At 66.8% G+C, this 23357-nt stretch carries 21 protein-coding genes; 6 read left to right on the plus strand and 15 right to left on the minus strand.

The window, feature by feature from the left end:
- Positions 1-49: 49 nt before the first annotated feature.
- The 3 genes from pstA to pstS are packed head-to-tail and all read right to left on the minus strand — an operon-like array spanning position 50 to position 2937.
- Complete coding sequence (gene pstA, locus AC1RRP_RS04075; protein ID WP_493033501.1) at positions 50-907, minus strand: phosphate ABC transporter permease PstA; 858 nt, start codon at positions 905-907, stop codon at positions 50-52.
- Entirely contained in the window at positions 904-1869 is a 966-nt protein-coding gene (gene pstC / locus AC1RRP_RS04080; protein ID WP_493033502.1) for a phosphate ABC transporter permease subunit PstC, read from the minus strand. Before pstC ends, pstA begins: the two co-directional genes overlap by 4 nt.
- 24 nt (positions 1870-1893) lie before the next feature.
- Positions 1894-2937: a phosphate ABC transporter substrate-binding protein PstS gene (gene pstS / locus AC1RRP_RS04085; protein ID WP_493033503.1), complete on the minus strand. Its 1044-nt coding sequence runs from the start codon at positions 2935-2937 to the stop codon at positions 1894-1896.
- A 176-nt stretch (positions 2938-3113) separates the two neighbouring features.
- Between pstS and AC1RRP_RS04090 the strand changes: the two genes are divergently transcribed.
- The 3 genes from AC1RRP_RS04090 (at position 3114) to ppx (ending at position 6448) form a co-directional block, all read left to right on the plus strand.
- Positions 3114-3605: a fasciclin domain-containing protein gene (locus AC1RRP_RS04090; RefSeq protein ID WP_493033517.1), complete on the plus strand. Its 492-nt coding sequence runs from the start codon at positions 3114-3116 to the stop codon at positions 3603-3605.
- Positions 3606-3709: 104 nt separating this feature from the next.
- Entirely contained in the window at positions 3710-4861 is a 1152-nt protein-coding gene (locus AC1RRP_RS04095) for an ABC transporter substrate-binding protein (RefSeq protein ID WP_493033531.1), read from the plus strand.
- A 90-nt stretch (positions 4862-4951) separates the two neighbouring features.
- Entirely contained in the window at positions 4952-6448 is a 1497-nt protein-coding gene (gene ppx / locus AC1RRP_RS04100) for an exopolyphosphatase (protein ID WP_493033533.1), read from the plus strand.
- Positions 6449-6490: 42 nt separating this feature from the next.
- Here the strand turns inward: ppx and AC1RRP_RS04105 are convergent, their stop codons facing one another.
- Positions 6491-6784, minus strand: a complete 294-nt coding sequence (locus AC1RRP_RS04105) for a hypothetical protein (RefSeq protein WP_493033535.1) — start codon at positions 6782-6784, stop codon at positions 6491-6493.
- A gap of 550 nt (positions 6785-7334) precedes the next feature.
- On the minus strand, positions 7335-8210 hold the full coding sequence (gene asd, locus AC1RRP_RS04110) for an archaetidylserine decarboxylase (protein WP_493033537.1): 876 nt from the start codon (positions 8208-8210) through the stop codon (positions 7335-7337).
- A gap of 75 nt (positions 8211-8285) precedes the next feature.
- On the opposite strand from asd, the gene AC1RRP_RS04115 reads away from it, so the two are divergent.
- Positions 8286-9932, plus strand: a complete 1647-nt coding sequence (locus AC1RRP_RS04115; protein ID WP_493033539.1) for an aminotransferase class III-fold pyridoxal phosphate-dependent enzyme — start codon at positions 8286-8288, stop codon at positions 9930-9932.
- A 67-nt stretch (positions 9933-9999) separates the two neighbouring features.
- Here the strand turns inward: AC1RRP_RS04115 and AC1RRP_RS04120 are convergent, their stop codons facing one another.
- Positions 10000-10647 carry a hypothetical protein gene (locus tag AC1RRP_RS04120; RefSeq protein WP_493033541.1) on the minus strand — a complete coding sequence of 216 codons (648 nt, stop codon included), beginning with the start codon at positions 10645-10647 and terminating at the stop codon, positions 10000-10002.
- A gap of 181 nt (positions 10648-10828) precedes the next feature.
- On the opposite strand from AC1RRP_RS04120, the gene AC1RRP_RS04125 reads away from it, so the two are divergent.
- A complete protein-coding gene (locus tag AC1RRP_RS04125; protein WP_493033543.1) occupies positions 10829-12070 on the plus strand; it encodes a glycosyltransferase family 4 protein in 1242 nt (413 codons plus the stop codon).
- Here the strand turns inward: AC1RRP_RS04125 and lplT are convergent.
- The 3 genes from lplT to AC1RRP_RS04140 all read right to left on the minus strand — a co-directional run bounded on the left by lplT (position 12044) and on the right by AC1RRP_RS04140 (position 16674).
- Positions 12044-13327 (minus strand): lysophospholipid transporter LplT, encoded by a 1284-nt coding sequence (gene lplT / locus AC1RRP_RS04130; protein WP_493033545.1) that lies wholly within the window; start codon positions 13325-13327, stop codon positions 12044-12046. The genes AC1RRP_RS04125 and lplT overlap by 27 nt on opposite strands.
- The gene (locus AC1RRP_RS04135; protein WP_493033547.1) at positions 13320-14762 is read right to left on the minus strand and encodes a UDP-glucose dehydrogenase family protein; all 1443 of its coding nucleotides are present in this window, start codon (positions 14760-14762) and stop codon (positions 13320-13322) included. The genes lplT and AC1RRP_RS04135 overlap by 8 nt, the downstream gene beginning before the upstream one ends.
- Before the next feature lie 91 nt (positions 14763-14853).
- Positions 14854-16674 carry a GGDEF domain-containing protein gene (locus AC1RRP_RS04140; RefSeq protein WP_493033549.1) on the minus strand — a complete coding sequence of 607 codons (1821 nt, stop codon included), beginning with the start codon at positions 16672-16674 and terminating at the stop codon, positions 14854-14856.
- A 240-nt stretch (positions 16675-16914) separates the two neighbouring features.
- On the opposite strand from AC1RRP_RS04140, the gene AC1RRP_RS04145 reads away from it, so the two are divergent.
- Positions 16915-17274 carry a hypothetical protein gene (locus AC1RRP_RS04145; protein WP_493033551.1) on the plus strand — a complete coding sequence of 120 codons (360 nt, stop codon included), beginning with the start codon at positions 16915-16917 and terminating at the stop codon, positions 17272-17274.
- 6 nt (positions 17275-17280) lie between these two features.
- Here the strand turns inward: AC1RRP_RS04145 and AC1RRP_RS04150 are convergent, their stop codons facing one another.
- From AC1RRP_RS04150 to AC1RRP_RS04175, 6 genes are all read right to left on the minus strand, one after another.
- Complete coding sequence (locus AC1RRP_RS04150; protein WP_493033553.1) at positions 17281-17742, minus strand: SixA phosphatase family protein; 462 nt, start codon at positions 17740-17742, stop codon at positions 17281-17283.
- 1 nt (position 17743) lies between these two features.
- On the minus strand, positions 17744-19798 hold the full coding sequence (gene ppk1 / locus AC1RRP_RS04155) for a polyphosphate kinase 1 (RefSeq protein WP_493034165.1): 2055 nt from the start codon (positions 19796-19798) through the stop codon (positions 17744-17746).
- Positions 19799-19871: 73 nt separating this feature from the next.
- The gene (locus AC1RRP_RS04160; RefSeq protein WP_493033555.1) at positions 19872-20957 is read right to left on the minus strand and encodes a glycosyltransferase family 4 protein; all 1086 of its coding nucleotides are present in this window, start codon (positions 20955-20957) and stop codon (positions 19872-19874) included.
- Positions 20954-21781: a UDP-2,3-diacylglucosamine diphosphatase gene (locus tag AC1RRP_RS04165; protein WP_493034167.1), complete on the minus strand. Its 828-nt coding sequence runs from the start codon at positions 21779-21781 to the stop codon at positions 20954-20956. The genes AC1RRP_RS04160 and AC1RRP_RS04165 overlap by 4 nt, the downstream gene beginning before the upstream one ends.
- 44 nt (positions 21782-21825) lie before the next feature.
- Positions 21826-22650 (minus strand): GNAT family N-acetyltransferase, encoded by an 825-nt coding sequence (locus tag AC1RRP_RS04170; protein WP_493033557.1) that lies wholly within the window; start codon positions 22648-22650, stop codon positions 21826-21828.
- 77 nt (positions 22651-22727) lie between these two features.
- Positions 22728-23228, minus strand: coding sequence for a hypothetical protein (locus AC1RRP_RS04175; RefSeq protein WP_493033559.1), 501 nt, complete (start codon positions 23226-23228; stop codon positions 22728-22730).
- Positions 23229-23357: the final 129 nt, after the last annotated feature.

The following is a 23357-nucleotide window of genomic DNA, read 5'->3' on the forward strand; positions in this document are numbered from 1 at the left end:
GTTTGCCTTGCAGAAAATTCGCTGGTGTACATGAGGTCGGTCCCGGGTCTCAGCCCTTGTGGCGCGTCAGCACGCGCGCGAGTATGTTGAGCCCGAGCACGGTGACCGTGATCAGCAGCACGCCGGCCCAGGCCAGCCGCTGCCAGTTATCGTACGGGCTCATGGCGAACTTGAAGATGGTGACCGGCAGGCTGGCCATCGGGTCGCCGAGGTTCGAGGTCCAGAACTGGTTGCTCAGCGCTGTGAAGAGCAGCGGCGCCGTCTCGCCCGAGATGCGCGCCACCGCCAGCAGCACACCGGTGACCACACCGGCGCGCGCCGCGCGCAGGGTGATCATCAGGATGACCTTCCACTTGGGTGTGCCCAGCGCATAGGCCGCCTCACGCATGGCGGAGGGCACCAGCTGCAGCATGTTCTCGGTCGTTCGAATCACGACCGGGATCACGATCAGCGCCAGCGCCATCACGCCGGCCCAGCCGGAAAAGGACTTGAAACGCGTCACCACCACCGCATAGACGAACAGGCCGATCACGATGGAGGGGGCCGACAGCAGGATGTCGTTGACAAAACGTGTCACCTCGGCCAGCCAGCCCTTGGGCTCGTACTCCGCCAGGTAGATGCCAGCCATGATGCCGATGGGCGTGCCGACAAAAGTCGCCAGCAACACCATGAGGAAAGAGCCGTAGATGGCGTTGGCGATACCGCCTGTCTCGTTGGGCGGCGGGGTCATCTGCGTCACGGTCGCCCACACCAGGCCATCCAGGCCCAGGCGGAAGGTTTCCCAGAGAATCCAGAACAGCCAGAACAGGCCGAAAGCCATGGCACCCATGGACAGCGCCAGGGCCAGGAAGTTGACGCGCTTGCGGCGCTGGAAGGCGCGGCTGCGGATCTGGTCTTGCGCGTTCATGACTTGGCGCCTTCGCTCTTCTTGAGTTGCTGCAGCAGCAGCTTGGACAGGGTCAACACGACAAAGGTGATGAAGAACAGCACCAGGCCCAGGTAAATCAGCGAGGCCTGGTGGATGCCGGCGGAGGCCTCGGCGAACTCGTTGGCCAGGGCCGAGGTGATGCTGTTGGCCGCATCGAACAGGCTCAGCGTGTCGAGCTGGTTCATGTTGCCGATGACGAAGGTGACCGCCATGGTCTCGCCCAGGGCGCGCCCCAGACCGAGCATGATGCCGCCAACGACACCGGTCTTGGTATAGGGCAGAACCACCGAGGAGACCACCTCCCAGGTGGTGGCGCCCAGGCCGTAGGCCGACTCCTTGAGCAGGGGCGGCGTGACCTCGAACACGTCGCGCATCACGGCCGCGATGAAGGGGATGATCATGATGGCCAGGATGATGCCGGCCGACAGGATCCCGATACCCACCGGAGGCCCTGACACCAGGGCGCCCAGATAAGGCACACCGCTGAACAGCTTCTGCAACGGCATCTGCACGTATTGGGCCAGGATGGGTCCGAACACCAGCAGGCCCCACATGCCGTAGACGATGGACGGCACGGCCGCGAGTAATTCAATGGCGGTACCCAGCGGGCGCTTGAGCCAGGCCGGGCACATCTCGGTCAGAAACAGGGCGATGCCGAAACTCACCGGAACGGCGATCAGCAAGGCGATGAAGGAGGTGGCCAGGGTGCCGTAGATCATCACCAGGCCGCCAAAATTCTCCTGCACCGGGTCCCACACCGGGCTGGTCAGGAAACCCAGACCATAACGTTCGATGGCGGGCCAGGCGCCGACCAGCAGGGACGCAATGATGCTGGCCAGCAGTGCCAGAGTCACCCACGCTGCCCCTTGGGCAAGCCCACCGAACAGGACCTCAAACCAGGCGCCGGTTCGGGACCGGTGAGCAGACGTGGACGAACTCATGGCGTACTGACGCTTTCTTTCTGCTTACTTGTAGGCGATGGGATTGCCGGAGGCGTCCTTGATCTGGCTCCAGGACTTCTCGATGGCGGCTTTCACGCTGGGGGGCATGGGCACGTATTCCAGGTCACCGGCCATGGTGTCACCGTTCTTGTAGACCCACTGGAAGAACTTCAGAGTCTGGGCGGCATTGGCCGGCTTGTCCTGCACCTTGTGCATCAGGATAAAGGTGGCGCTGGCGATCGGCCAGGCGTTCTTGCCCGGCTTGTTACCCAGGATCTGGAAGAAGGTCTTGTCCCAATCGGCGCCGGCAGCAGCGGCCTTGACGCTGTCGTCGCCGGGCTGGACGAACACGCCATCGCGGTTTTGCAGCTGGGTGTGCGACATCTTGTTCTGCTTGGCGTAGGCGAACTCGACGTAACCGATGGAATTGGGCAGGCGACCGACGAAGGCGGACACGCCCTCATTGCCCTTGCCGCCGGCACCCACGGGCCAGTTCACGGCGGTGCCCTCACCGACCTTTTCCTTCCACTCGGGGCTGACCTGGCTCAGGTAGTTGGTGAACGCGAAGGTGGTGCCGGAACCGTCGGCGCGACGCACCGGGGCGATGGCGGCGTCGGGCAGGCTCAGGCCCGGGTTCAGGCTGGTGATGGCCTTGTCATTCCACTTGGCGATCTTGCCGAGGTAGATGTCCGCCAGCACGGGGCCGGTCAGCTTGAGCTGGCCCGGAGCGATGCCCTTGACATTCACCACGGGCGTGACGCTGCCCATCACGGTGGGGAACTGGATCTGGCCCTTCTTGGCGAGAACCTCGTCGGTCAGCGGCATGTCGGAGGCGCCGAAATCAACGGTCTTGGCGTCGATCTGGCGGATGCCCGCACCGGAGCCGACCGACTGGTAATTGATCTTGATACCGGTGGCCTTGTTGTACTCGGAGGCCCATTTGGAGTAAATGGGCGCCGGGAAGCTGGCGCCGGCGCCGGTCACGTCCTGGGCGACAGCGGCACCCGCCCACAGCAGGGTCGAGCTGGCGGCAAGGCCCAGCAGGGAAAATTTCAGGCTGGTGTTCATAGGATGGCTCCTGGTTGGTTACTGGAAAGCAAGCCAAATTTACGAATCTTTTGTGACAATATAGTGACATAAAGCGACACATGCAGTGTAGTGCGGATCACACTTTTCAAATTGCCGTCATCTTTTTGTCACAGTCCTCCGATAGCCTTCAGGCTTTCTGACCCATGGAGCCTGCAATGAACAAGACCGTCTTCACCCGCCGCCTGATGCTTGCCACCGCCCTGGCCTGGGGCCTGGTCGGCTGTGCCAGCATGAACCAGCCCGTCACCCTGGCCGATACCCTGGCCCGTGACCCCCAGCTCAGCACCCTGAACAGCCTGGTCGAAAAGGCCGGCCTCGCGGACACCCTCAAATCCGGCAGCTACACCGTCTTCGCCCCCAGCAATGACGCCTTCAAGGCCGTCCCGGCCAAAACCCTGGAAGAGCTCGCCGCCGACCCGGCCCGCCTCAAGGACGTGCTGACGTATCACGTGGTGGCCGGCAAGGTCATGGCCGCCGACGTCAAGAACGGCCCGGCCAAGACCGTGCAAGGCGCCAATTTGGCCCTGGCCCGCGCCGGCACCTTCGTCACCGTGGAAGAAGCCATGGTGACCAAGGCCGATGTCGCGGCAACCAACGGCGTCGTGCACGTGGTCGACCGCGTGCTCATGCCGCCCGTGCGTCGCTGAAGCAGCCTATGTCGGCGCACCGCGGCCGGCATACCTTCCCTCCCGTGCAGGCCCACCCCCGGTGGGCCTGCGCACTTGCGATCCCCGAATCCAGTGCCCACATCGTGATCCGACTGCCCCCCCTGCCTGCCCCCACCCGCCGCCAGCTACTGCTCGCCGCGGCCAGCCTGCCCCTGCTGGGCGCCGCTCAGGGCCAGCCGGCGCGGCCCACCCCCGCCGCACGCACCCCGGAGATCGTGCAGATTGTCGACAGCGCCGCCGACCAGCTCGACGTCTCGCGCGACTTCCTCATCGGCTCGCGCGCCGCTTGGCAGGAATTCAACGCCCGCGGTGGCTGGCGCGGCCGGGCCGTGCAGCACACCGTGCTGGAGGTCGACGGCAGCCCCGCCAGCCTGCGCCAGGCCGTGGAATCCGTGCGTGCCCTGCCCAACTGCCTGGCCCTGTGCGGCACCGCTGGCGACCGCACCGCCGCGCAACTCATCGAACTGCTGCGGCAGGACCCGCTGGAGATCGCCCACGCCGCGCCCTGGCTGCACCAGGATCTGGCCGCTGCCGCCGAGCAGCGTACCTTTCCCATCTTCGCCTCACGCCAGGAACAGATCGCGCACGCGCTGCGCTCGCTCTCCGTCATCGGCGTGCCGGAACTTGGGGTGGTCTACGCCTCGGCGCAGGAGCAGCGCCTCTACGACAACGAGGTGCAACGCATCGTGCGCTCCCTACAGCTGCGCCTGCAGACCTATGCGCCCGCAGCTTCCCTGCCGGAACTGGGGCGCAGGCTCACCCCCCAGACCCCGCCCATCCTGCTCTTCGTGGGCGGTACCCCCGAACTCGCGCAGTTCGCCCAGGGGCTGGACCGGCAGGACCGCCAGCGTTACGTCATCGGCCTGGCCGACGTGAACCTGCAGACCCTCAACCAGCTCGGCGCTTCGCGCAGCACGCCCGTGATGGCCACCCAGGTCGTGCCCATGGTGACGGCCAGCCTGCCCATCGTGCGCGCCTACCGCGACACCCTGAACCGCCTGTTCGACGAACCGCCCAACCCGCTGAGCCTGTCGGGCTACATCGCCGCGCGATATGTACAGGAGGTGCTGCAAACCCTGGAGCCCGGCGCCACGCGCCTGCAGGCGCTGCAGGCTTTCCAGCGGCGCAGCACGCTGGACCTGGCGGGGTTTCGCATCAGTTTCCAGTCGCAGCGGCGGACCAGCGCCTACGTGACGCAAAGCATGTTGACTGCCGATGGTCGCGTCCTCGGCTGACGCCCTGCACCGCCTGCAGCGGCGGCGTACGCCGGTCGCACGCGCGCTGGCCGGTGCTATGCTGCCGGCCAAACAGAAAAAAGCACCTCCATGAAAAACGGTATCGAACTCGCGGCGGTGGATCTGGGATCCAACAGCTTCCGCCTGGAAATCGCGCAGCTCGACCACGGCCTGATCAAGCGCCGCGAGTACCTCAAGGAGACCGTGCGCCAGGGCAACGGACTGGACGAAGACCGCAACCTGACGCAGGAGGCCATGCAGCGCGGCTGGGACTGCCTGGGCCGGTTTGCCGAACGCCTGGCCGGCTTCAGGAAAACCCAGGTGCGCGCCGTCGCCACCCAGACCCTGCGCGAAGCCCGCAACCGCGAGGTCTTCCTGGAACGCGCGCAGAAGATCCTGGGCTTCCCCATCGACGTGATCTCCGGCCGCGAAGAAGCGCGTCTGATCTACCAGGGCGTGACCCACCTGCTGCCGCAGAGCAATGAACGCCGCCTGGTGGTGGACATCGGCGGGCGCTCCACCGAACTCATCCTGGGCCAGGGCTACCGCCCGCGTTTCATGGACTCCTACCGCGTGGGCAGCGTGGCCTGGTCCATGCGTTATTTCCCTGAAGGCCACTTCAGCGCCGAGGCTTTCGAGACCGCCGAGGTGGCGGCCCAGGCCGTGCTGGACGAGGCCCTCAACAGCTGCCGCCGCGAAGACTGGGATGTGGCCTATGGCTCCTCGGGCACCGTGGGCGCCGTGGGCGACGTGCTGCAGGCCGCCGGCTGGGCCGAAGGCCTGATCACGCAGGAGGGCCTGGACTGGCTGCTCGACCGCCTGCTCAAGGCCGGCAGCGCCGAACGCCTGCGCATCGACGGCATGAAAGACGACCGCCGCGCCGTCATCGGCGGTGGCGTCAGCGTGCTGCGCGCCCTTTTCGCCCTGCTGGGCATCGAGGAAATGCACGTGGCCCAGGGCGCGCTGCGCCACGGTGCCCTGTACGACCTGCTGGACCGCGAGCATGAGCAGAGCGACCAGCGCAGCGCCAGCGTCCTGCGCCTGGCCAACAACTTCAACGCCGACCCGGCCCAGGCCCGGCGCGTGAGCCAGGTGGCCGAAGCGCTGCTGCAACAGCTGGCCCGCGGGCACGAGCTGCCTGACCTGGAACGCCACCTGCACAAACTGGGCTGGGCCGCGCAGCTGCACGAGATCGGCAGCGCCATCTCGCACAGCGACTACCACAAGCACGGCGCCTACATCCTGGACAACGCCGACGCCGCCGGTTTCACCATGAACGAATTGCACCGCCTGGGCCAGCTCGTGCTGGGCCACCGCGGCAAGCTGCGCAAGCTCGACCTGGCGCTTGACGACGAGGCCTTCACCCTACAGCTCATGGCCCTGCGCCTGGCCGTCATCCTCTGCCACGCCCGGCGCGACCCCGACCTGCAGGGCCTGCGGCTGGCCTGGGACGGCGGGCGTGACGTCAGCCTCAGCTGCCGCGCGGACTGGGTACGGCGCTACCCGCAGTCAGCCTACCTGCTGCAGGAAGAAATGCAGGCCTGGCAGAAGACCCCCTGGGCGCTGGGCGTACTGAGCGCCGGCTGAGCCGCCCTGCGCAGCCTGGGGCTGCGCCGGTGCCGGGGCGACCTAACGCGAAATCTTGCGCTCGACCTCCACGACCGCCCCCGCCCTGAAGGTGATGACCGTCAGGGTGTCCGGGTCCCGGTCATGCGGGAAGTAGGTCCAGGTCTTTTCCTCGGGCAGGCCCCTGAGCGCGTTGTTGGCGACCTGCGATTCGTGGTCCGGTTTGCCCACACGCACGAGGACCTCGCCCTCGGACATGCCCCTGCGGATGAAACCGCGCTCGCGGGCGTCCTGGGCCGAAGCCACGGCGCAGACGAAAAGAAGCAGTGGCAGGAGGAGTGCTCGGAAGGTATTCATGTGGATTCCCCTTGGTGACGCGTTGCAGAGTGAATGGGAGGGGCGGAACACCCTGGCCAGGCGGTCGTCGCCCAGTCTCCCACGTTTGAGGCAAGCGCTGCTGTTATATCTGAAATCCCTTTCCCCCACCGCCATCCTGACCGGCCAGACGACGCCAGCGCGGCTTCAGCTGCTGCGCAGTATCGCCGCCCCGGTACGGGGGTTGCTCAGGCTCACGTTCTCAAGGGCGCGTATGCGCCAGGCCCCGCCCTGTCGGGTCAGCACCGCAAGGATCAGGGTATCAAGCCCGTGCGCCCTGGCCGGGTGAGCCGCCCCCGCCTTCAGGCGACCCCAGAAATGGATGACCACCGCCCCCTCCGCCATGTGGACGACGTAAGCCCGCAAAAGTGCGGAATAACATCGGAGGTGTGTCCGTCTCCATCCGACGGGCTCGAGCGTAAGTGCTTGTCGGCTCAGCACTTTCTCCAAATCAGCGATCAATACCGCCAAATAAAAAGCCGACAAACACCGCAATGTAACGATGCGGGATTCACAACAGGCCGACGCCAGCTCAACTCCTGCGCAGCAAGGCCTGCCCTGCCCTGACCTCGGTCCCCGTCGTCAGTCTATCCGCCAGTTCCACACCTTTCGGCGCCAGCACCACGATAGTCGAGCCGTGCTCGAACCAGCCCATCTCCTGCCCGCGCTTGAGGGCAGCGTCACAGTCGATCACCTGCGCGCCGCGGTAGTCATGATGCAGATTCAAATTGAGGAAATGCAGGCGCACGCTGGCCACCAGGATGGCGCCCACGGGCACGATGGTCAGCGCCTCGCCTGAGGGCAAGGCGGCCTCGATCACGGCGCGGTCGTTGCGGCAGTAGAGGCTGGGCACGCGCTTGAGTGCGATGGGGTTGACGTTCCACATATCACCCTGGATATGGGTTACGCGTTGCACCGTGCAGTCGGCGAGGGCGTGGAAGCGGTGGTACATGCTGGCGCGCAGGCGCAGCGTCACATAACTCCCGCACTGGTGCCGCGCCGCCAGTTCGGCCCCCGAGTCACCGCCGCCCAGCAGCTCAGCCAGGCTGTAGGGCATGCCCTTGATCTGCAGCAGTTCGTCGCCCTCGATGCGGCCATGGCCGCCGACGATGCCGTCGCTGGGGCTGCAGATCACATCGGGATCAGCATCAAAGGGCCGCGCGCCGTCTTTGAGCTCACGCACGAAGCAGTCGTGCAGGCTGTCGAAGCTCTGTTTTTTCGCCTCGCTGAGGTCCAGGTCACCGAAGAACTTGAACAGGGCAATGGACACATCGCGCACCAGCGGCTGGCGCACCTTGCTGAAGCGCCCCATGAAACGTGTCAGCGCCACGCGGGGCAGGCGGTTGGTGAGCACGAAGTTCAGGCTCTCCTGTTGCAGCAGGCGGTCACGAAATGTCTGTCGGGTCATATCTTTTTCACAAGGTTGTCAAATCGTTTGAATAAAAAGAGTCATCGTCTTTTCACACGGGAACCCGCCCAGACCATGACTTACGAACTCGCCTGGATCACCGGCGCCGCCGGCGCCACCCTGCCCTGGCTCAAGCGCCGGCTCGAACTCTCGCGTGCCAAGCACCCGTCGCTGGCGGGCCATTCGCGTTTGGCCAAGCGTCTGGCGCGCTGGATTCCGGGTTATGCCTACGACGAAGCCACCTTTTTTGCCTGCGATGGCGCCCCCGAGGCCGTGGTGCAGCAGCGCCGCGCGGGCTTTTTCGCGCTGGCCGGCCGGCTGCAGGCAGCGTCGCCCCAGTCGATCGCGTTGACGAAAGAGATGCGTGAAGGCATCCCGGACCTGCGTTTCACGGGCGCCTACCGCGTGCCCTACCAGTTCAGCCCCTGGCTGCGCCAGCATCTGGCCGTGGGCAGTTTTGTGCAGTCCGCCGAGGGCGTGAGCGTGACGGACCTGGACGGCAAGCGCTACATCGACCTCACGGGTTCCTACGGCGTCAACGTCATGGGCATGGACTTCTACAAGTCCTGCATCGCCGCAGGCGCGCGCATCGCGCAGGACCTGGGCCCCGTGCTCGGCGCCTACCACCCCTGCGTGGCCGACAACGTGACGCGGCTGCAGCAGATCAGCGGGCTGGACGCCGTGTCCTTCCACATGAGCGGCACCGAGGCCGTGATGCAGGCTGTGCGCCTGGCGCGTTACCACACGGGCCGCCGCCACCTGGTGCGCTTCTGCGGGGCCTACCACGGCTGGTGGGAAGACGTGCAGCCCGGCCCGGGCAACCCCCTGCCCCCGCGCGAGACCTACACCCTGCGCGACATGCACGCGGCCAGCCTCAAGGTGCTGCGCACGCGCCGCGACATTGCCTGTGTGCTGATCAACCCGCTGCAGGCCCTGCACCCGAACAAGAACGCCCCCGGCGACTCCACCCTGCTCGACAGCAGCCGCAGCGCGGCTTACGACCGCGCGGCCTACACCCGCTGGCTGCAGCAGCTGCGCGAGGTCTGCACCGAGCGCGGCATCGTGCTGATCTTCGACGAGGTCTTTCTGGGTTTCCGCCTGGCGGCCAGGGGCGCACAGGACTATTTCGGCGTGCAGGCGGATCTGGTCACCTACGGCAAGACCCTGGGCGGCGGCCTGCCCGTGGGCGTGGTCTGCGGCAAGCAGGCGCTGATGCAGCGTTTCCGCGAGGACAAACCGGCCGACATCTGCTTTGCGCGCGGCACCTTCAACGCCCACCCTTATGTGATGGGCGCGATGAACGAGTTCCTGCGCCGGCTGGAGACCCCCGAGGTGCAGGCGATCTACCGAGACCTGGACGCCACCTGGGACGCACGGCGCGATCGCTTCAACGCGCGCATGCTGGCCGAAGGCCTGCCACTGCAGGCCGCGAACATGAGCAGCGTGTGGACGCTGGGCTACACCCGCCCCTCGCGCTACAACTGGATGCTGCAGTACTACCTGCGCGATCATGGCCTGGCCCTGAGCTGGGTGGGCACGGGCCGCTTCATCTTCAGCCTGAACTTCACGGACGCGGATTTCGAGGACATGCTGGAGCGTTGTGTGCAGGCCGGGCTGCAGATGCAGCGCGACGGCTGGTGGTGGCAGGCGCCGGGCCAGACGAACCAGTCCATCAAGCGCGGACTGCTGAGGGAGATGCTGGGGCAGCTCTTCAAACGCTGAAGCGGCAGACCTGCCCGGACGGAAAAAAGGAACAGGGCTCCGGGTCATCCCGGGGCCCTGCGTGGTTTCAGCCCTGCTGGCGGGCCAGCTCGGCCTCGTGCTCGGCACGTTCCTCGATCAGGTGCTCGGGCTTGGCGATCAGCTCGCCCTGCAACAGGTACAGCGGCGACTTCCAGTAGAGCAGGATGTCGTGGAAGGGATCGGTGATGATCTTGGTGGCCCAGACGATGCCGGTGTAAAGGCTCTGCGTCACCGCCAGCTGCAGCACGCGGAAGACCAGGCCGCCCACGCCCAGCCAGAGCCAGAGCCAACCCACGTTGAGCACGTAGCCGCTGGGCTGGCTGTGCGCCTCCAGCAGGCCGAAGCCGTCCGGCTGCAGCCAGAGCACCACGGGCAGGCCGGCCCAGACAGCCATGAGCACCACCTTGCGCTGCAGGTTGTAGCCCACCTTGATCTCCTCCTTGTACGCGTGCGTGGCCTGGTTCACCTCGTCGTAGCCCTTGGGCTCGAAGAAGAAGTGGCCGGACTGGCGCGACACCATGGAGACCAGCCAGGCGATCAGCGCGGCCACGGGCGGCTGGATGAAGAGGAAGACATAGGCCACCAGGAAGGAGATGGCGCTGAGCAGGTGCAGGGACTGGTTGATGCGGCTGTGGTGGTAATAGCGGTGGTCGTCCCAGCGCTGGACCTTGAGGGCTTGCAGGAATTGGCTCACGGAGGCTCCTAGGGTTGTCGTGATAACAGAAGGGCAGCTGGGCTGCGCCTGGGGGCATGGTCGGGCCTGCGCATGAAAGAACGATGACAGCGCGCCATGCGTCATCAAAATTTCACGGGCGGCCGATGCGGGGGCACCACGCTGTCATCGAACTGAGATAAACGCCCCGCAAGATGGGCGCATGAAACCCGACACCACCGACCTGCTGGTCGAAGACCTGCCCGCGGCGCACACCCATCTGCGCATCGCCGTCGTCACCGAAACCTACCCGCCCGAAGTCAACGGCGTGGCGCTCACGCTGCAGCGTGTGGTGCTGGGCCTGCGCGAGCGCGGACACCACGTGCAGCTGGTGCGTCCGCGCCAGGGCGGTGACGGGCCGGCACACAACCAGGCGCCTGCTGCGGGCGATGTGCTCATGCGCGGCATGGCCATCCCGCGTTACCCGCACCTGCAACTGGGCCTGCCCTCGCGCCGCCAGCTCGAACCGCTGTGGACGCTGCAGCGGCCGGACCTGGTGCACATTGCCACCGAAGGCCCGCTGGGCTGGTCGGCGCTGCGCGTGGCGCGCAAGCTGCGCATCCCCGTCACCTCGGATTTCCGCACCAACTTCCACGCCTACAGCAGCCACTACGGCATGGGCTGGCTCAGCAAGCCCATCATGGCCTACCTGCGCCGTTTCCATAACCAGACGCTGAGCACCATGGTGCCCACGCGCGGCCTGGCCGATCGCCTGAGCGCTGCCGGCTTCGAGCGCCTGCAGGTGGTGGCGCGCGGTGTGGACAGCAACATCTTCGATCCGGCGCATCGCAGCGAGGCGCTGCGCGCCAGCTGGGGCGCCGGCCCCGAAACGCCCGTGCTGCTCTGCGTGGGCCGCCTGGCGCGCGAGAAGAACCTGCCGCTGCTGGTGCGCGCCTACGCGCAGGCCCGGCTGGTGCAACCGGACCTGAAACTGGTGCTGGTGGGCGACGGCCCGATGCGCTCCGAGCTGCAGGCGCTGGCGCCCGAGGCCATCCTCACGGGCCAGCTCGACCGGCTGGAACTGGCGCGGCACTACGCCAGCGCCGACGTCTTCGGCTTCCCCAGCCAGACCGAGACCTTCGGTAACGTGGTGCTCGAAGCCATGGCCAGCGGCCTGGCCGTGCTGGCCTACGACTACGCTGCCGCCTCGGAAAACATCCAGGCCGGACGCAACGGCCTGCTCGCGCCGATGGACGACGACGAAGCCTTTGTGCGCCAGCTGGCCGAACTGGCGCAGGACGCCGGTCTGCGCCTGCGCCTGCGCGCGGCGGCGCGCGATGCTGCCCGGCAGAACGACTGGGCCGGCATCGTGGCGCAGATCGAGAGTGTCATGAAACTGGCCATCGCCACCAGCATGGCCGGCGACGAGCGCCTGCCCTCAATCGCGCCGCAGCAGATGGCCTAGGAAGGAGGGCCGCCCCGGCACCCCGCGGCGTTGCCACAGGCTGCGCCCGATGAAGGCGGCCAACCCCAGGCCGGCCAGTCCCATGATGATCTGCACCGGCACCTGCAACGCAATCAGCCCCGCGTAGAGCCCCAGCATGACGAGGACGCTGAGGTTTTCGTTGAAACCCTGCACGGCAATCGACTGCCCCGCCGTCAGCAGGCGGTGGCCCCGGTGCTGCAACAAGGCGTTCATGGGCACCACCAGCATGCCGCCCAGTGCCCCCACCATCAGCAGCGAGGGCACGGCCCAGGTCCAGTCCGGCACCCAGACCGTCAGCGCCATCAGCCCGCCCATCAGCAGACCCAGGGGCAGCACGCTGGTGGCGTGGCGCAGGCGCAGGCGGCTGGCCACCAGAACGGCGCCCGCCACCACCCCGACGGCGACGATGCCCTGCAGGTAGGCGGCCCGGTCCAGGCTCAGGCCCAGCACCTGCACGGCCCAGTGCAGCACAGCAAACTGCAGCATGGCCCCGATGCCCCAGAAGGTGGTGGTGACCGCCAGCGACAGGCCGCCGCTGCGGTCACGCCAGAGCGTGGCATTGGCATGCCGGAAGTCGGCCAGCATGCGCAGGGGCGCACGGCCGCGCACCGGGTAAGACTTGCCGCTGGGCACGATGCCCAGATTGCACAGCGAAGACAGCGCGTAAAGACTGATGACCAGCAGCAGGGAAACGTTGAGTGCGGGCGAAGAGGCGCCGGCCGCCACCGGCCACAGGGCACCGGCCCAGCCCACGGTGTCTGAGCCCAGCCACAGCGGCGAGATCAGGCCGCCGCCCAGCACCGTGCCCAGCAGCACGGAGAGCACCACCGTCGACTCGACCCAGCCATTGGCCGCCACCAGCGCGGCGGGCGGCACGCTTTCGGTCAGCAGGCCGTACTTGGCCGGCGCATAGGCCGAGGCGCCCAGCCCCACCAGGGCAAACGCCAGCATGGGATGCAGGCCATACAACAGCGCCAGCGCACCCAGCAGCTTGAGCGCGTTCATCCAGACCATGAGGCGGCGCTTGCAGACGGCGTCGGCCAGCGCGCCGATGAAGGGCGCCAGGAGGACGTAGGACAGGGTGAAGGCGAACTTGAGCAGCGGCGCCCACCAGAGCGGCGCGCCGAGGTGCTGCAGGTGGGCGATGGCGACGATGAGCAGCGCGTTGTCGGCCAGCGCGGAAAGAAACTGGGTGGCCATGAGCCACCCGAAGCCGCGCGGCAAGTGCCTAGACATTCGCCATGGAAGGGGCGCTCTCGGCCGGGTCGGCAGCCAGGCGGACGCCGGGCACGGGCTGGCTGGCGAGTGCATTGCGCCGGCCTATGCCCTGGTAGGCCATGCCCTGCTCCTGCAACTGCTGCGGGTCGTAGAGATTGCGGCCGTCGATGATGAGCGGATGGCGCAGGGCCTGGCGGATCAGCCCGAAATCCGGGTTGTGGAAAAGCTTCCACTCCGTCACCACCAGCAGGGCATCGGCGCCGTCCAGCGCGGACATGGCGTCACCCACCAGCTTGAGGCGCGACAGGCCATCCGGAATGTCGGCCAAGTCCTCGGCCAGCACAGCCTGCGCCGCCTCCATGGCCACCGGGTCGTGGGCGACCACCTCGGCGCCGCGCAGAATGAGCTGGCGGATCAGGTGACGGCTGGGGGCCTCGCGCATGTCATCGGTCTGCGGCTTGAAGGCCAGGCCCCAGAGGGCGAAGCGGCGCCCGCGCAGATCACTGCCGAAGTGAGCCATGACCCGGCGCGCCAGGATCTGGCGCTGGGCCTGGTTGACGCGCTCGGTGGCCTCCACCAGCTGCATCTGGCTGCCATGCTGCTGCGCCGTCTGCATCAGCGCGCGTGTGTCCTTGGGGAAGCAGCTGCCGCCATAGCCGGTACCGGCGTAGAGGAAACTCGGGCCGATGCGGCTGTCGCTGCCGATGCCGCGGCGGATGGCGTCCACGTCCGCGCCCACCAGATCGGCCAGGTTGGCCATCTCGTTCATGAAGGAGATGCGTGCGGCCAGCATGGCGTTGGCGGCGTACTTGGTCAGCTCGGCGCTGCGCACATCCATCCAGACCGTGCGTTCGTGGTGGCGGTTGAGCGAAGCGTAGAGCCGTGTCATGGCCGCGCGCGCCATCTCGCCGGGGGCACCGGCGGGCAAGCCGATCACGATGCGGTCCGGGTGCATGAAGTCGTCGATGGCCGCGCCCTCCTTGAGGAATTCGGGGTTGGAGATCACGGCCAGGGGCAGCGACGACAGGCCACGCTCGGCCAAGGCCTCGGCCAGCACCGCGCCGACCTGCTCGGCCGTACCCACGGGCACGGTGGATTTGTTCACGACGACCAGCGGTCGCGTCAGGCTGCGACCGACCTGACGTGCCACTTCCAGCACGTGGACCAGATCAGCCGAGCCATCTTCTTTCGGCGGTGTGCCGACGGCGATGAACAGCACCTCGCAGGCTTCCAGCGCATCCGGCAGGCGCGTGGAGAAAAACAGCCGCTGGTCGCGGGTGTTGCGCTGGATCACGCCGTCCAACCCGGGTTCGTAGATCGGCACCACACCCGAGCGCAGCAGCTCCACCCGCCGCGGGTCACTGTCCATGCAGACCACTTCGTGGCCCATGTCGGCCAGACAGCTCGCCGTCACCAGGCCCACATAACCCGCACCGATCACTGATACTTTCATGGTCACCCCGCTAGTTTGTTGGGACGATCATGGAAGCGTCATGTGACCGCGGCATGTCCGCGCCGTGAACAATCGGTGACCGGCCCGCCGCTCAGGCAGGAACCGGCAGGCGCCGCGGCATCACGAAGAGGCCGTTGCCCGCGAGCTTGGCCTCGCGCTTGGCCAGCGCGGCCTGGGTGGCAACCTCCTCCGCATCGCGAAAGGCCAGCTTGCCAACCTGCACCGCACCGATGGAGACCGTGGTGCAGGGAAAGAAGCGCATGACACCGTGCCGGTCCTCGGCGTGGATGCCGCCGCACAGGCGGGCCGCCTCGTCGAAAAGCTCGCGTGCCTGACGGGCAAATTCGTCGACGATGCGCTCGCAGCGCTGCGCCCAGTCGTCGCTCTGGAACAGGATCATGAAGTCATCGCCGCCCACATGCCCGACGAAGTCGCGCTGCGGATCGCTGTGTGCCACGGCCAGCCGCGCCAGCAGGCGGATCATCTCGTCGCCGCGCCAGTAGCCATACTGGTCGTTGAAGGGCTTGAAGTTGTTCATGTCGATGTAGCAGGCGACGAACTCGCCCTGGCTCTCGATCAGGCGCTTGATGTGCAGGCTGATGGGAATGTTGCCCGGCAAGGAGGTCAGCGGGTTGGCGTGGCGGGCCGCCTCCAGGCGCAACTCGGTGACCGAGCGCACCAGCTGCTCGCCCGTGCCCAGGCCCACGTAACGACCGTTCTCGGTGACGATGAAGCCATCGCTCAGGTAACGCTGGTCCTGCGAGGTCAGGATGCCCACCAGCTCCTCGATGTCGTGGCTGCGCTCGATCAGCCGCGGCTGCTGGTTGGCATGCAGCAGGCAGGACTTCTTGCCGAAGATCTCGCGGAAATACAGGGTGGCGTAATGGTCCATGAACTGCTGGCGGTTGATGATGGCCTGCGGACGTTCGTCGTCCACCACCGCCACCGCGTGCAGCTCCGGATAGGCCTGGAAGATGGCGGCCACCTCGTCGTTGCTGGCACGGCAACCGATCGCCGGCGCATGGATGAGCGACAGATGGCGCAGCTGCCCCATGCGGGCCACGTAGCGCTGTTCGGGCATCACCGCCACCCGCGTGTCGTGCAGCACCTCCACCGCCGCGGCCAGGATCTCGGGATGCACCTCGGGCCCCGGACGCCCCAGGAAATAGCCCTGGCCATAGGCGATGCCGAGATCGCGGATGACACGCAGGTCGGCCTCGTTCTCGATGCCCTCGGCCACCAGCGCCGTGCCGAAGACGTCGGCGATCTGCAGCAGGGCCTGCAGGGTCTTGAGCTTGTCGGCGCTGCAGCTGATGTCGCGGCTGAAATACTTGTCGATCTTGACGATGTCGGGCCGGATCTGCGACCACAGGCGCAGGCTGGAGCGGCCGTCGCCAAAGTCGTCGAGTGCCAGCGACAGGCCCACGGCATGCAGCGCGCGGGCCACCTCGACCAGCCCGTCCATGTCGTGCACGCGTTCGTGCTCGGTGATCTCCAGCACCACCATGCGCGGCGATACCTCCAGCGCGCGCATGGCCCTTGCGAGCGTCTGGGTACCGTCCACCGCCACCAGCCGCTCCAGCGCATGGGCACTGATGTTGAGAAACAGCCGGCCGGGCTGGCGCTGGCGCCCCCAGTCCCGCAGCGCGAGGTAGATGCAATAAAGCTCGAACTCATAGAGCAGGCCTTCGGCCTGGGCCGCGCCCAACAGCGCATCGGCCGACTGCAGCAGGCTGCCCTGCGGCCCGCGGATCAGCGCCTCGTGCGCGTGCACCGACGCGCCCTTGAGATCGACGATGGGCTGGAACACCGGGTAGAGGGCGTCACCACGCATCAGGCTGGCCAACGGTCCGCCCCGTCCACTCAAGGTGGACAGGAATTGATGGGCAAAGAGGCGGACATGATCAATCATGAGGTGGCGGTGCGCAGCGTGTGCATCCTCCGGATCAGCGAGCAGGGTTTCCGGCATTCCATTCCAGGGACCGCAGTCCCGAGGGCATTCATACAGGCACTGTGCCGCACAGTCGTGACAGGATGGTGACTTAAAGGTTTCTGTTTCATGACAGATGCAAGACACATCACCCGGCCATGATTGCGGCGCTGCTTGAAACTATATAAACTGTTTTTATTGCAACCTCATCGGTACCTGTTCATGGAAGAAAACGTCAAGTCCACCGCCAGTCGTCCTGCCGCCAAACGCGCGCGCCCGGCGGCGCCGAAGAAGCCTACCCGCGAGCCTGCCGTCAAGGCCGGCAAGAAACCCGCGCCTCCGGCCAAGCCCGCCAAGCTCAAGAAGCCCAAGCTGGTGCGTGACAGTTTCACCATTCCCAAGGATGAGTACGGTGTGCTGGCCGAACTCAAGCAGCGCTGCGCCAAGCTGGAGCAGCCGGCCAAGAAAAGCGAACTGCTGCGTGCGGGCATCAAGGCGCTGGCGGGTTTGAGCGACAAGAGCCTGCTGGCTGCGCTCAAGGCCGTTCCATCCATCAAGACCGGCCGGCCCAAGAAGGCCTGACACTCGTTACAAGACGTCGGGCGACTGCACCGACACCAGGGTGGTCTGCGAGATGCCGTCGCGCAGGCGATGACGCAGCCACCAGACGGCCCCTTTTTTCACGCTGCACTCGCTGCCATGGATGGCGAGCAGGCGCGCGATGGTCTGCCCCAGCACCGGCTGGTGCCCGATCACCACGGTGACACCGCGTCCGTCGGGCCATTGAACGGTCTGCAACAGTTGTTCGACCGTGGCACCAGGCCCGAGTTCTTCGCGCAGCTTGAACTTGCGGCCCAGGGCCAGCGCCGTCTGTTCGGTGCGGCGTGCCGGACTGACCAGGATGCGTGCCCCTTCCGGCAACTGGCGGTCCAGCCAGCCCGCCATGCGGGCCGCCTGTTTTTCACCGCGTGGCGTCAACGCGCGCGCAAGGTCATCCCCACCCGGCTGGGCCTCATGCGCTTCCGCGTGACGCCACAGCAGCAAATCCATTTCAGGCTCCACGCGGCTCGCGCAGCGCGTAACGCGCCATGAGTGCGTCCTGGGCGCTGATGACCGGGCGGCCGGCCGCGGGAACCACCTTGGTGTAGCGACCATCCGGCTGCAGCTCCCAGCTGCCCTGGGTGTCGCCCATGGCCGCGACCAGGCATTCGTCGACGATGCGCTGGCGCAGCTTCGGGTCCAGCACCGGCCATGCGAGTTCGACCCGGCGCAGCATGTTGCGGTTCATCCAGTCGGCGCTTGAGAGGTAGAGCTCCTCGTCTTCGCCCTCGCGGAAATAGAAGACCCGCGCATGTTCGAGGAAACGCCCGATCAGGGAGCGCACGCGGATATTGCCCGTCTGCCCCGGCAGCTGCGCGGGCAGCATGCAGGCCCCACGCACGATCAGGTCGATCTTCACGCCATTCTGGCCGGCGGCAATCAGGGCACGGATCAGGGCCTCGTCGGTCAGGGCGTTCATCTTGGCCACAAGGCGCGCCGGCCGGCCGGCTGCGGCCGCAGCACCCAGGCTTTCAATCTTGTCCAGCAGCTTGCGATGTAGCTGGAAGGGGGCCACCCACAGGTGCTTGAGACGCGGCAGGCGGCTCTGGCCGGCCAGGTGCACGAAGACGTGTTCGATGTCGGCGGTCAGCCCCGCATCGGCCGTGAGATGGCTGAGGTCGGTGTAGAAGCGCGCGGTCATCGGGTTGTAGTTGCCGGTGGACAGGTGGGCGTAACGCTTGAAGTGCCGGCCTTCGCGCCGTGTCACCAGCATCATCTTGGCGTGGGTCTTGAGACCGACCACGCCGTAGAGCACTTGCACACCGATGGATTCGAGCTGCTCGGCCCAGTTGATGTTGACCTCTTCGTCGAAGCGCGCCTTGAGCTCCAGCACCACGGTCACTTCCTTGCCGCGGCGCACGGCTTCGCGCAGCAGGTCCATCAGGACGGAGTTGGCCCCGGTGCGGTAGATGGTCTGCTTGATGGCCAGCACCTGCGGGTCGTTGATGGCCTCGCGCAGGAAATCCAGCACACCGTCGAAGCTCTCGTAGGGCTGGTGGATCAGCTTGTCGCCGCGCTTGAGCTGATCGAAGATGGACTGCCCCGGCACCAGCTGGACCGGGTAGGACGGTTTGTAGGACGGGAAGCGCAGGCGCGGCTCGTCCACCAGATCCACGAGCTGGCCCAGGCGCACCAGGTTCACCGGCCCGTGCACGCGGTAGAGCGCGCCTTCGGGCAGCTCGAACTCGCGCAGCAGGAAACCAGCCAGGTAGTCGGAGCAGCCGGCCGACACCTCCAGCCGCACGGCCTGGCCGTAGTGGCGGTGCTGCAAACCCTGGCGCAGCGCAGTGCGCAGGTTCTTGACATCGTCCTCGTCCACCGCGAGATCCGAGTGGCGCGTGACGCGGAACTGGGAGAACTGGCTCATCTCGCGCCCGGGGAAGAGTTCGGCCAGGTGCGCGCGGATCACGCTCGACAGCGAAACGAACAGCCGGCGCTTGCCGCACAGGGCCTCGGGCAGTCGGATCAGGCGCGGCAGGGCGCGCGGCACCTTGACGATGGAAACGTCGTTCTCGCGGCCGAAAGCGTCGTGCCCGCCCAGGCGCACGATGAAGTTGAGCGACTTGTTGGCCACCTGCGGAAAGGGGTGCGAGGGATCGAGCCCCACCGGGATCAGCAGGGGCCGCACCTCCTGCTCGAAGTACTGCTTGACCCAGCGCCGCTGCGCGGTGTTGCGATCGCCGTGCGAGATGATCTTGATGCCCTCCTTCTCGAAGGCCGGCATCAGCTCGTCGTTGTACAGGGCGTACTGGCGCTCCACCAGGTTGTGGATGGCCACCGACATGGCGTCAAAAGACCCCGCGGTGTAGGTGCCCAGCTGATCCTGGCCCTGCTTGGCGCTCAGGTGGGGTTCGGCGCGCACCTCGAAAAATTCATCGAGATTGGAGGACACGATGCACAGGTAGCGCAGGCGCTCCAGCAGCGGCACCTCGGGCCGGCAGGCCCAGTCGAACACACGCTCATTGAAGGCCAGGATGCTCTGGTCGCGGTCCAGCAGGGCGGGCATGGTGATGCGTTGGGCGCTTTCGGCAGGCACGGTCAGCTCCAGGCTGGAAGATTGCAGAGTCATGACAGATTGTTTACAGCATAGATGACAGAGGTGTGACAGCATCTTGCTGCGACCCGTCCAGGAGCGTGGTCTGCCGGACCGGCACCAGCCGGCCCAGGAATTGCTGTGCCGCCTGCTCCCAGCTGAACATTTCGGCACGCCGGCGGGCGGCATGGCGCGGCACGGCCTGGGCGCGGTACCAGGCCTGCGCCAGGTCTTCGGCCAGCACGCCGCCCTGGGCGCGGCCCTGGTGCTGGCCCAGCACCTCCAGCGGGCCGTCCACCGGGTAGGCCGCCACCGGGGTGCCGCAGGCCATGGCCTCCAGCATCACCAGGCCGAAGGTCTCGGAGCGGCTGGGCATGACAAACACATCCGCTGCCGCATAGACCTGCGCCAGTTCGGCGCGGGGCAGGATGCCCAGCCAGTGCACACCCGGGTAGCGCTCCTTCAGCGTGGTCTCCAGCGGCCCCACGCCGCAGACGATCTTGCTGCCGGGCACGGCGAGTTTCAGGAAGGCCTCGATGTTCTTTTCGTAGGAGACCCGGCCGACGAACAGCGATATGGGACGAGGCAGACCCTTCAGCTGCGGATGCAGGCGCACCTCGTCCTGGTAGGGGAACAGCCTCAGGTCCACGCCATGGGTCCAGGGCCTGAGGTTGCTGAAACCGCGCCGCTGCAACAGGTCCAGCACGCCCTGCGTGGGCACCAGCACACCCGAGGACGGCCGGTGGAAGTGGCGAAACAGCGCATACCCCCAGGACAGGGGGATGTGCAGCGCGGCCTGCAGGATCTCCGGGAAACGGGTGTGGTAGGCCGTGGTGAAGGCCAGGCCATGCTTGAGGCAATAGGCCCGCGCCGCCCAGCCCAGCGGACCTTCGGTGGCGATGTGGATGGCCTGGGGGGCCAGCGCATCCAGCCGCAGCGCCAGGGCCTTGCGCGGACGCACGGCCAGATCGATGCCGGCATAACCCGGGCAGGGACGCGTGCGGAACTGGCCGGGATGGATGACCTCGACCTCGTGGCCCGCCGCCTGCACCTCGCGCACGAGTTCCACCAGCGTGGTGACCACGCCATTGACCTGGGGTGCCCAGGCGTCGGTGATGAGCGCGATCTTCATGCGGCGGCAGCGCGCACGGCGGCCTGCAGGGCCTGCCCGGGTGCCGCATCGGCCCAGTGCACCAGTTCGAGCCGGCCGTCGTGGTGCTCGACCAGCGCGGTCAGGCTTTCGACCCAGTCGCCGTCGTTGCAGTAAAGCACGCCCTCGATCTCGCGGATCTCGGCGTGGTGGATGTGGCCGCAGACCACCCCCTGGTGGCCGCGCTTGCGTGCTTCATGGGCCACGGCCTGCTCGAAATCGCTGATGAAGTTGACCGCCTTCTTGACCTTGTGCTTCAGATACGCCGAGAGCGACCAGTAAGGCAGTCCGAATCTGGCGCGCAGGTGGTTGAGGTAGCGGTTGAGCTTGAGGGTGAACTCATAGAGGTTGTCGCCCACGTAAGCCAGCCACTTGGCGCACTGGATCACGCCGTCGAAATAGTCGCCGTGGGTGACCCACAGGCGCCTGCCGTCGGCCGTGAGGTGCACGGCATCGTCCACCACCTCGATGCCGCCGAACTGGTGGCCGATGAAGCCGCGTGCGAACTCGTCGTGGTTGCCCGGCACGAAGACCACGCGGCAGCCCTTGCGCGCGCGGCGCAGCAGCTTCTGCACCACGTCGTTGTGGGCCTGCGGCCAGTACCAGCGCCGGCGCAGCTGCCAGCCGTCGATGATGTCACCGACCAGGTAGAGGTGGTCGCAGGAACTGGCCTTCAGGAAGGACAGCAGCTGTTCGGCCTGGCAGCCGGGCGTGCCCAGGTGCAGGTCGGAGATGAAGACGGCGCGGTAGCGCCTGCCGCCGCCCTTGTCATCGTCGTGGTCCTCATCGGGGCCCTGGCGCAACATGGTCGCCCCCAGCCAGCTGCTGCGTTGTTCGAGCGCGCTCTTCATCAGGCGCCGAAGAAGTGCTTGCGGTAGCGCGCCGGCAGGTCGGTTATGCGCATCAGCATGGGCAAGTCGGCACTGTTGAAGTCCGGGTCCCAGGCCGGGGCGCCCAGCACCTTGGCACCCAGGCGCAGGTAGCCCTTGATCAGGGCCGGCGGCTCGACGTCCAGGCTGCTGTCGAGCTCATCGACCGGCAGCGCCAGGCGCGGCCAGACCTGGTGTTCGATCGGCGCCATGTGGGTTTCCCGCACCTGACGCCAGATGCTGGCGGCCACGTCGCCGCTGATCACGCCGTTGTGCAGCATGGGGATGCTGGCGCAGCCGATCATGGTGTCGAGCTTGTTGCGCACCATGAACTCGGCCAGCGCGCCCCACAGGGCCATGATGATGCCGCCGTGGCGGAAATCCGGGTGCACGCAGCTGCGGCCCAGTTCCACCATGCGCTCGCGCAGGGCGCGCAGGCGCGTCAGGTCGAACTCCAGCTCGCTGTAGGTGCTGCCGATGCGCTGGGCCTGCTCGGGCGTGAGCACGCGGTAGGTGCCGATGACCTGCTGGCTTTCCTGGTCACGCACGATCAGGTGCTCGCAGTAGTCGTCGAACAGGTCCACGTCGTGGCCGGGCACGGTGGTGTTCAGCCGCGCGCCCATCTCGCCGACGAAGATGTCGTGCCTCAGGCGCTGCGCCGCACGGACTTCATCGAGGTGGCGCGCCCACGAAACTTCAAAGCCGCCGCGCCCTTGCGCAGGGACAGATTGATCAGGGCGGTGAAGTGACCCCCGAGGCATGGCAACGGGTGACAGCGGGAAGGTGGGGTTCGGCAGTTCTTTCATTTTTTCTCTCCTGTTTTGATGTGAATGGATCGATCTGGCGTGTAAAAAAGCCCCGGCTCAGCGGGGCTCGCAAACGTTCAGGTGACGACGGCGCCTCCATCGTGGCGCCGCTCGACCAGGGTGGTCGTTTCGCCGTCGTGCAAGGTGTTGAAGAAGATGAAGCGCCGGTCCGGCGTGCCCACGATGCCGGACCGCAGGGCGGTCCGCCCTCCGGCACGGGCCAGTGCGGCCACAGCCAGGGTGCGCGCGCGCAAGCCATCGGGCATCACCAGCCAGCGCCCCTGGCGCTCCAGGACTTCGATGGCGCCGTGCAATTCACCGGGGTCCACGAACAGCGCCAGCACCCCATGACGGGGGTTGCCGTCCAGCGGCTGGAACAGCAGGCCGGCGGTGCGCTGCCCGGGGCTCAGCGCCCAGCGATGCAGCACCTGGGTACGCACGGTCTGCGGCAGCCCTTCGTCGCCCTGGAAGGCTGGCCACCAGCCCGCATCGCGCAGGCGGCCAAGCTCCCGGCCCATGGCCGGGCCGGGCTGGGCCTCGCCGGGTTCGCGTGGGTTGGGGGTGCCGTGGTTCTGCATGCCTTGCAGTGTGCGCAGGCTTGATGACGGCTTTGTGGCGGCCGCATGACATCTCCATGACATCAGCCCGCCCCGAACCCGGGGAGCGGCGGCACTTGCCATCGATTCAATACTTCAAGTATCATTGAA

The organism is Hylemonella sp. GW821-FHT12C09, from assembly GCF_058807395.1.

Bases quoted from the DNA above. Each gene is read 5' to 3' on its own strand.
- pstA (WP_493033501.1), bottom strand. From the start codon at position 907: ATGAACGCGCAAGACCAGATCCGCAGCCGCGCCTTCCAGCGCCGCAAG.
- ppx (WP_493033533.1), top strand. From the start codon at position 4,952: ATGAAAAACGGTATCGAACTCGCGGCGGTGGATCTGGGATCCAACAGC.
- AC1RRP_RS04105 (WP_493033535.1), bottom strand. From the start codon at position 6,784: ATGAATACCTTCCGAGCACTCCTCCTGCCACTGCTTCTTTTCGTCTGC.
- asd (WP_493033537.1), bottom strand. From the start codon at position 8,210: ATGACCCGACAGACATTTCGTGACCGCCTGCTGCAACAGGAGAGCCTG.
- AC1RRP_RS04125 (WP_493033543.1), top strand. From the start codon at position 10,829: ATGAAACCCGACACCACCGACCTGCTGGTCGAAGACCTGCCCGCGGCG.
- AC1RRP_RS04160 (WP_493033555.1), bottom strand. From the start codon at position 20,957: ATGAAGATCGCGCTCATCACCGACGCCTGGGCACCCCAGGTCAATGGC.
- pstC (WP_493033502.1), bottom strand. From the start codon at position 1,869: ATGAGTTCGTCCACGTCTGCTCACCGGTCCCGAACCGGCGCCTGGTTT.
- AC1RRP_RS04175 (WP_493033559.1), bottom strand. From the start codon at position 23,228: ATGCAGAACCACGGCACCCCCAACCCACGCGAACCCGGCGAGGCCCAG.
- AC1RRP_RS04165 (WP_493034167.1), bottom strand. From the start codon at position 21,781: ATGTTGCGCCAGGGCCCCGATGAGGACCACGACGATGACAAGGGCGGC.
- pstS (WP_493033503.1), bottom strand. From the start codon at position 2,937: ATGAACACCAGCCTGAAATTTTCCCTGCTGGGCCTTGCCGCCAGCTCG.
- AC1RRP_RS04115 (WP_493033539.1), top strand. From the start codon at position 8,286: ATGACTTACGAACTCGCCTGGATCACCGGCGCCGCCGGCGCCACCCTG.
- AC1RRP_RS04145 (WP_493033551.1), top strand. From the start codon at position 16,915: ATGGAAGAAAACGTCAAGTCCACCGCCAGTCGTCCTGCCGCCAAACGC.
- AC1RRP_RS04140 (WP_493033549.1), bottom strand. From the start codon at position 16,674: ATGATTGATCATGTCCGCCTCTTTGCCCATCAATTCCTGTCCACCTTG.
- AC1RRP_RS04090 (WP_493033517.1), top strand. From the start codon at position 3,114: ATGAACAAGACCGTCTTCACCCGCCGCCTGATGCTTGCCACCGCCCTG.
- AC1RRP_RS04150 (WP_493033553.1), bottom strand. From the start codon at position 17,742: ATGGATTTGCTGCTGTGGCGTCACGCGGAAGCGCATGAGGCCCAGCCG.
- AC1RRP_RS04170 (WP_493033557.1), bottom strand. From the start codon at position 22,650: ATGAAAGAACTGCCGAACCCCACCTTCCCGCTGTCACCCGTTGCCATG.
- lplT (WP_493033545.1), bottom strand. From the start codon at position 13,327: ATGTCTAGGCACTTGCCGCGCGGCTTCGGGTGGCTCATGGCCACCCAG.
- ppk1 (WP_493034165.1), bottom strand. From the start codon at position 19,798: ATGCCCGCCCTGCTGGACCGCGACCAGAGCATCCTGGCCTTCAATGAG.
- AC1RRP_RS04135 (WP_493033547.1), bottom strand. From the start codon at position 14,762: ATGAAAGTATCAGTGATCGGTGCGGGTTATGTGGGCCTGGTGACGGCG.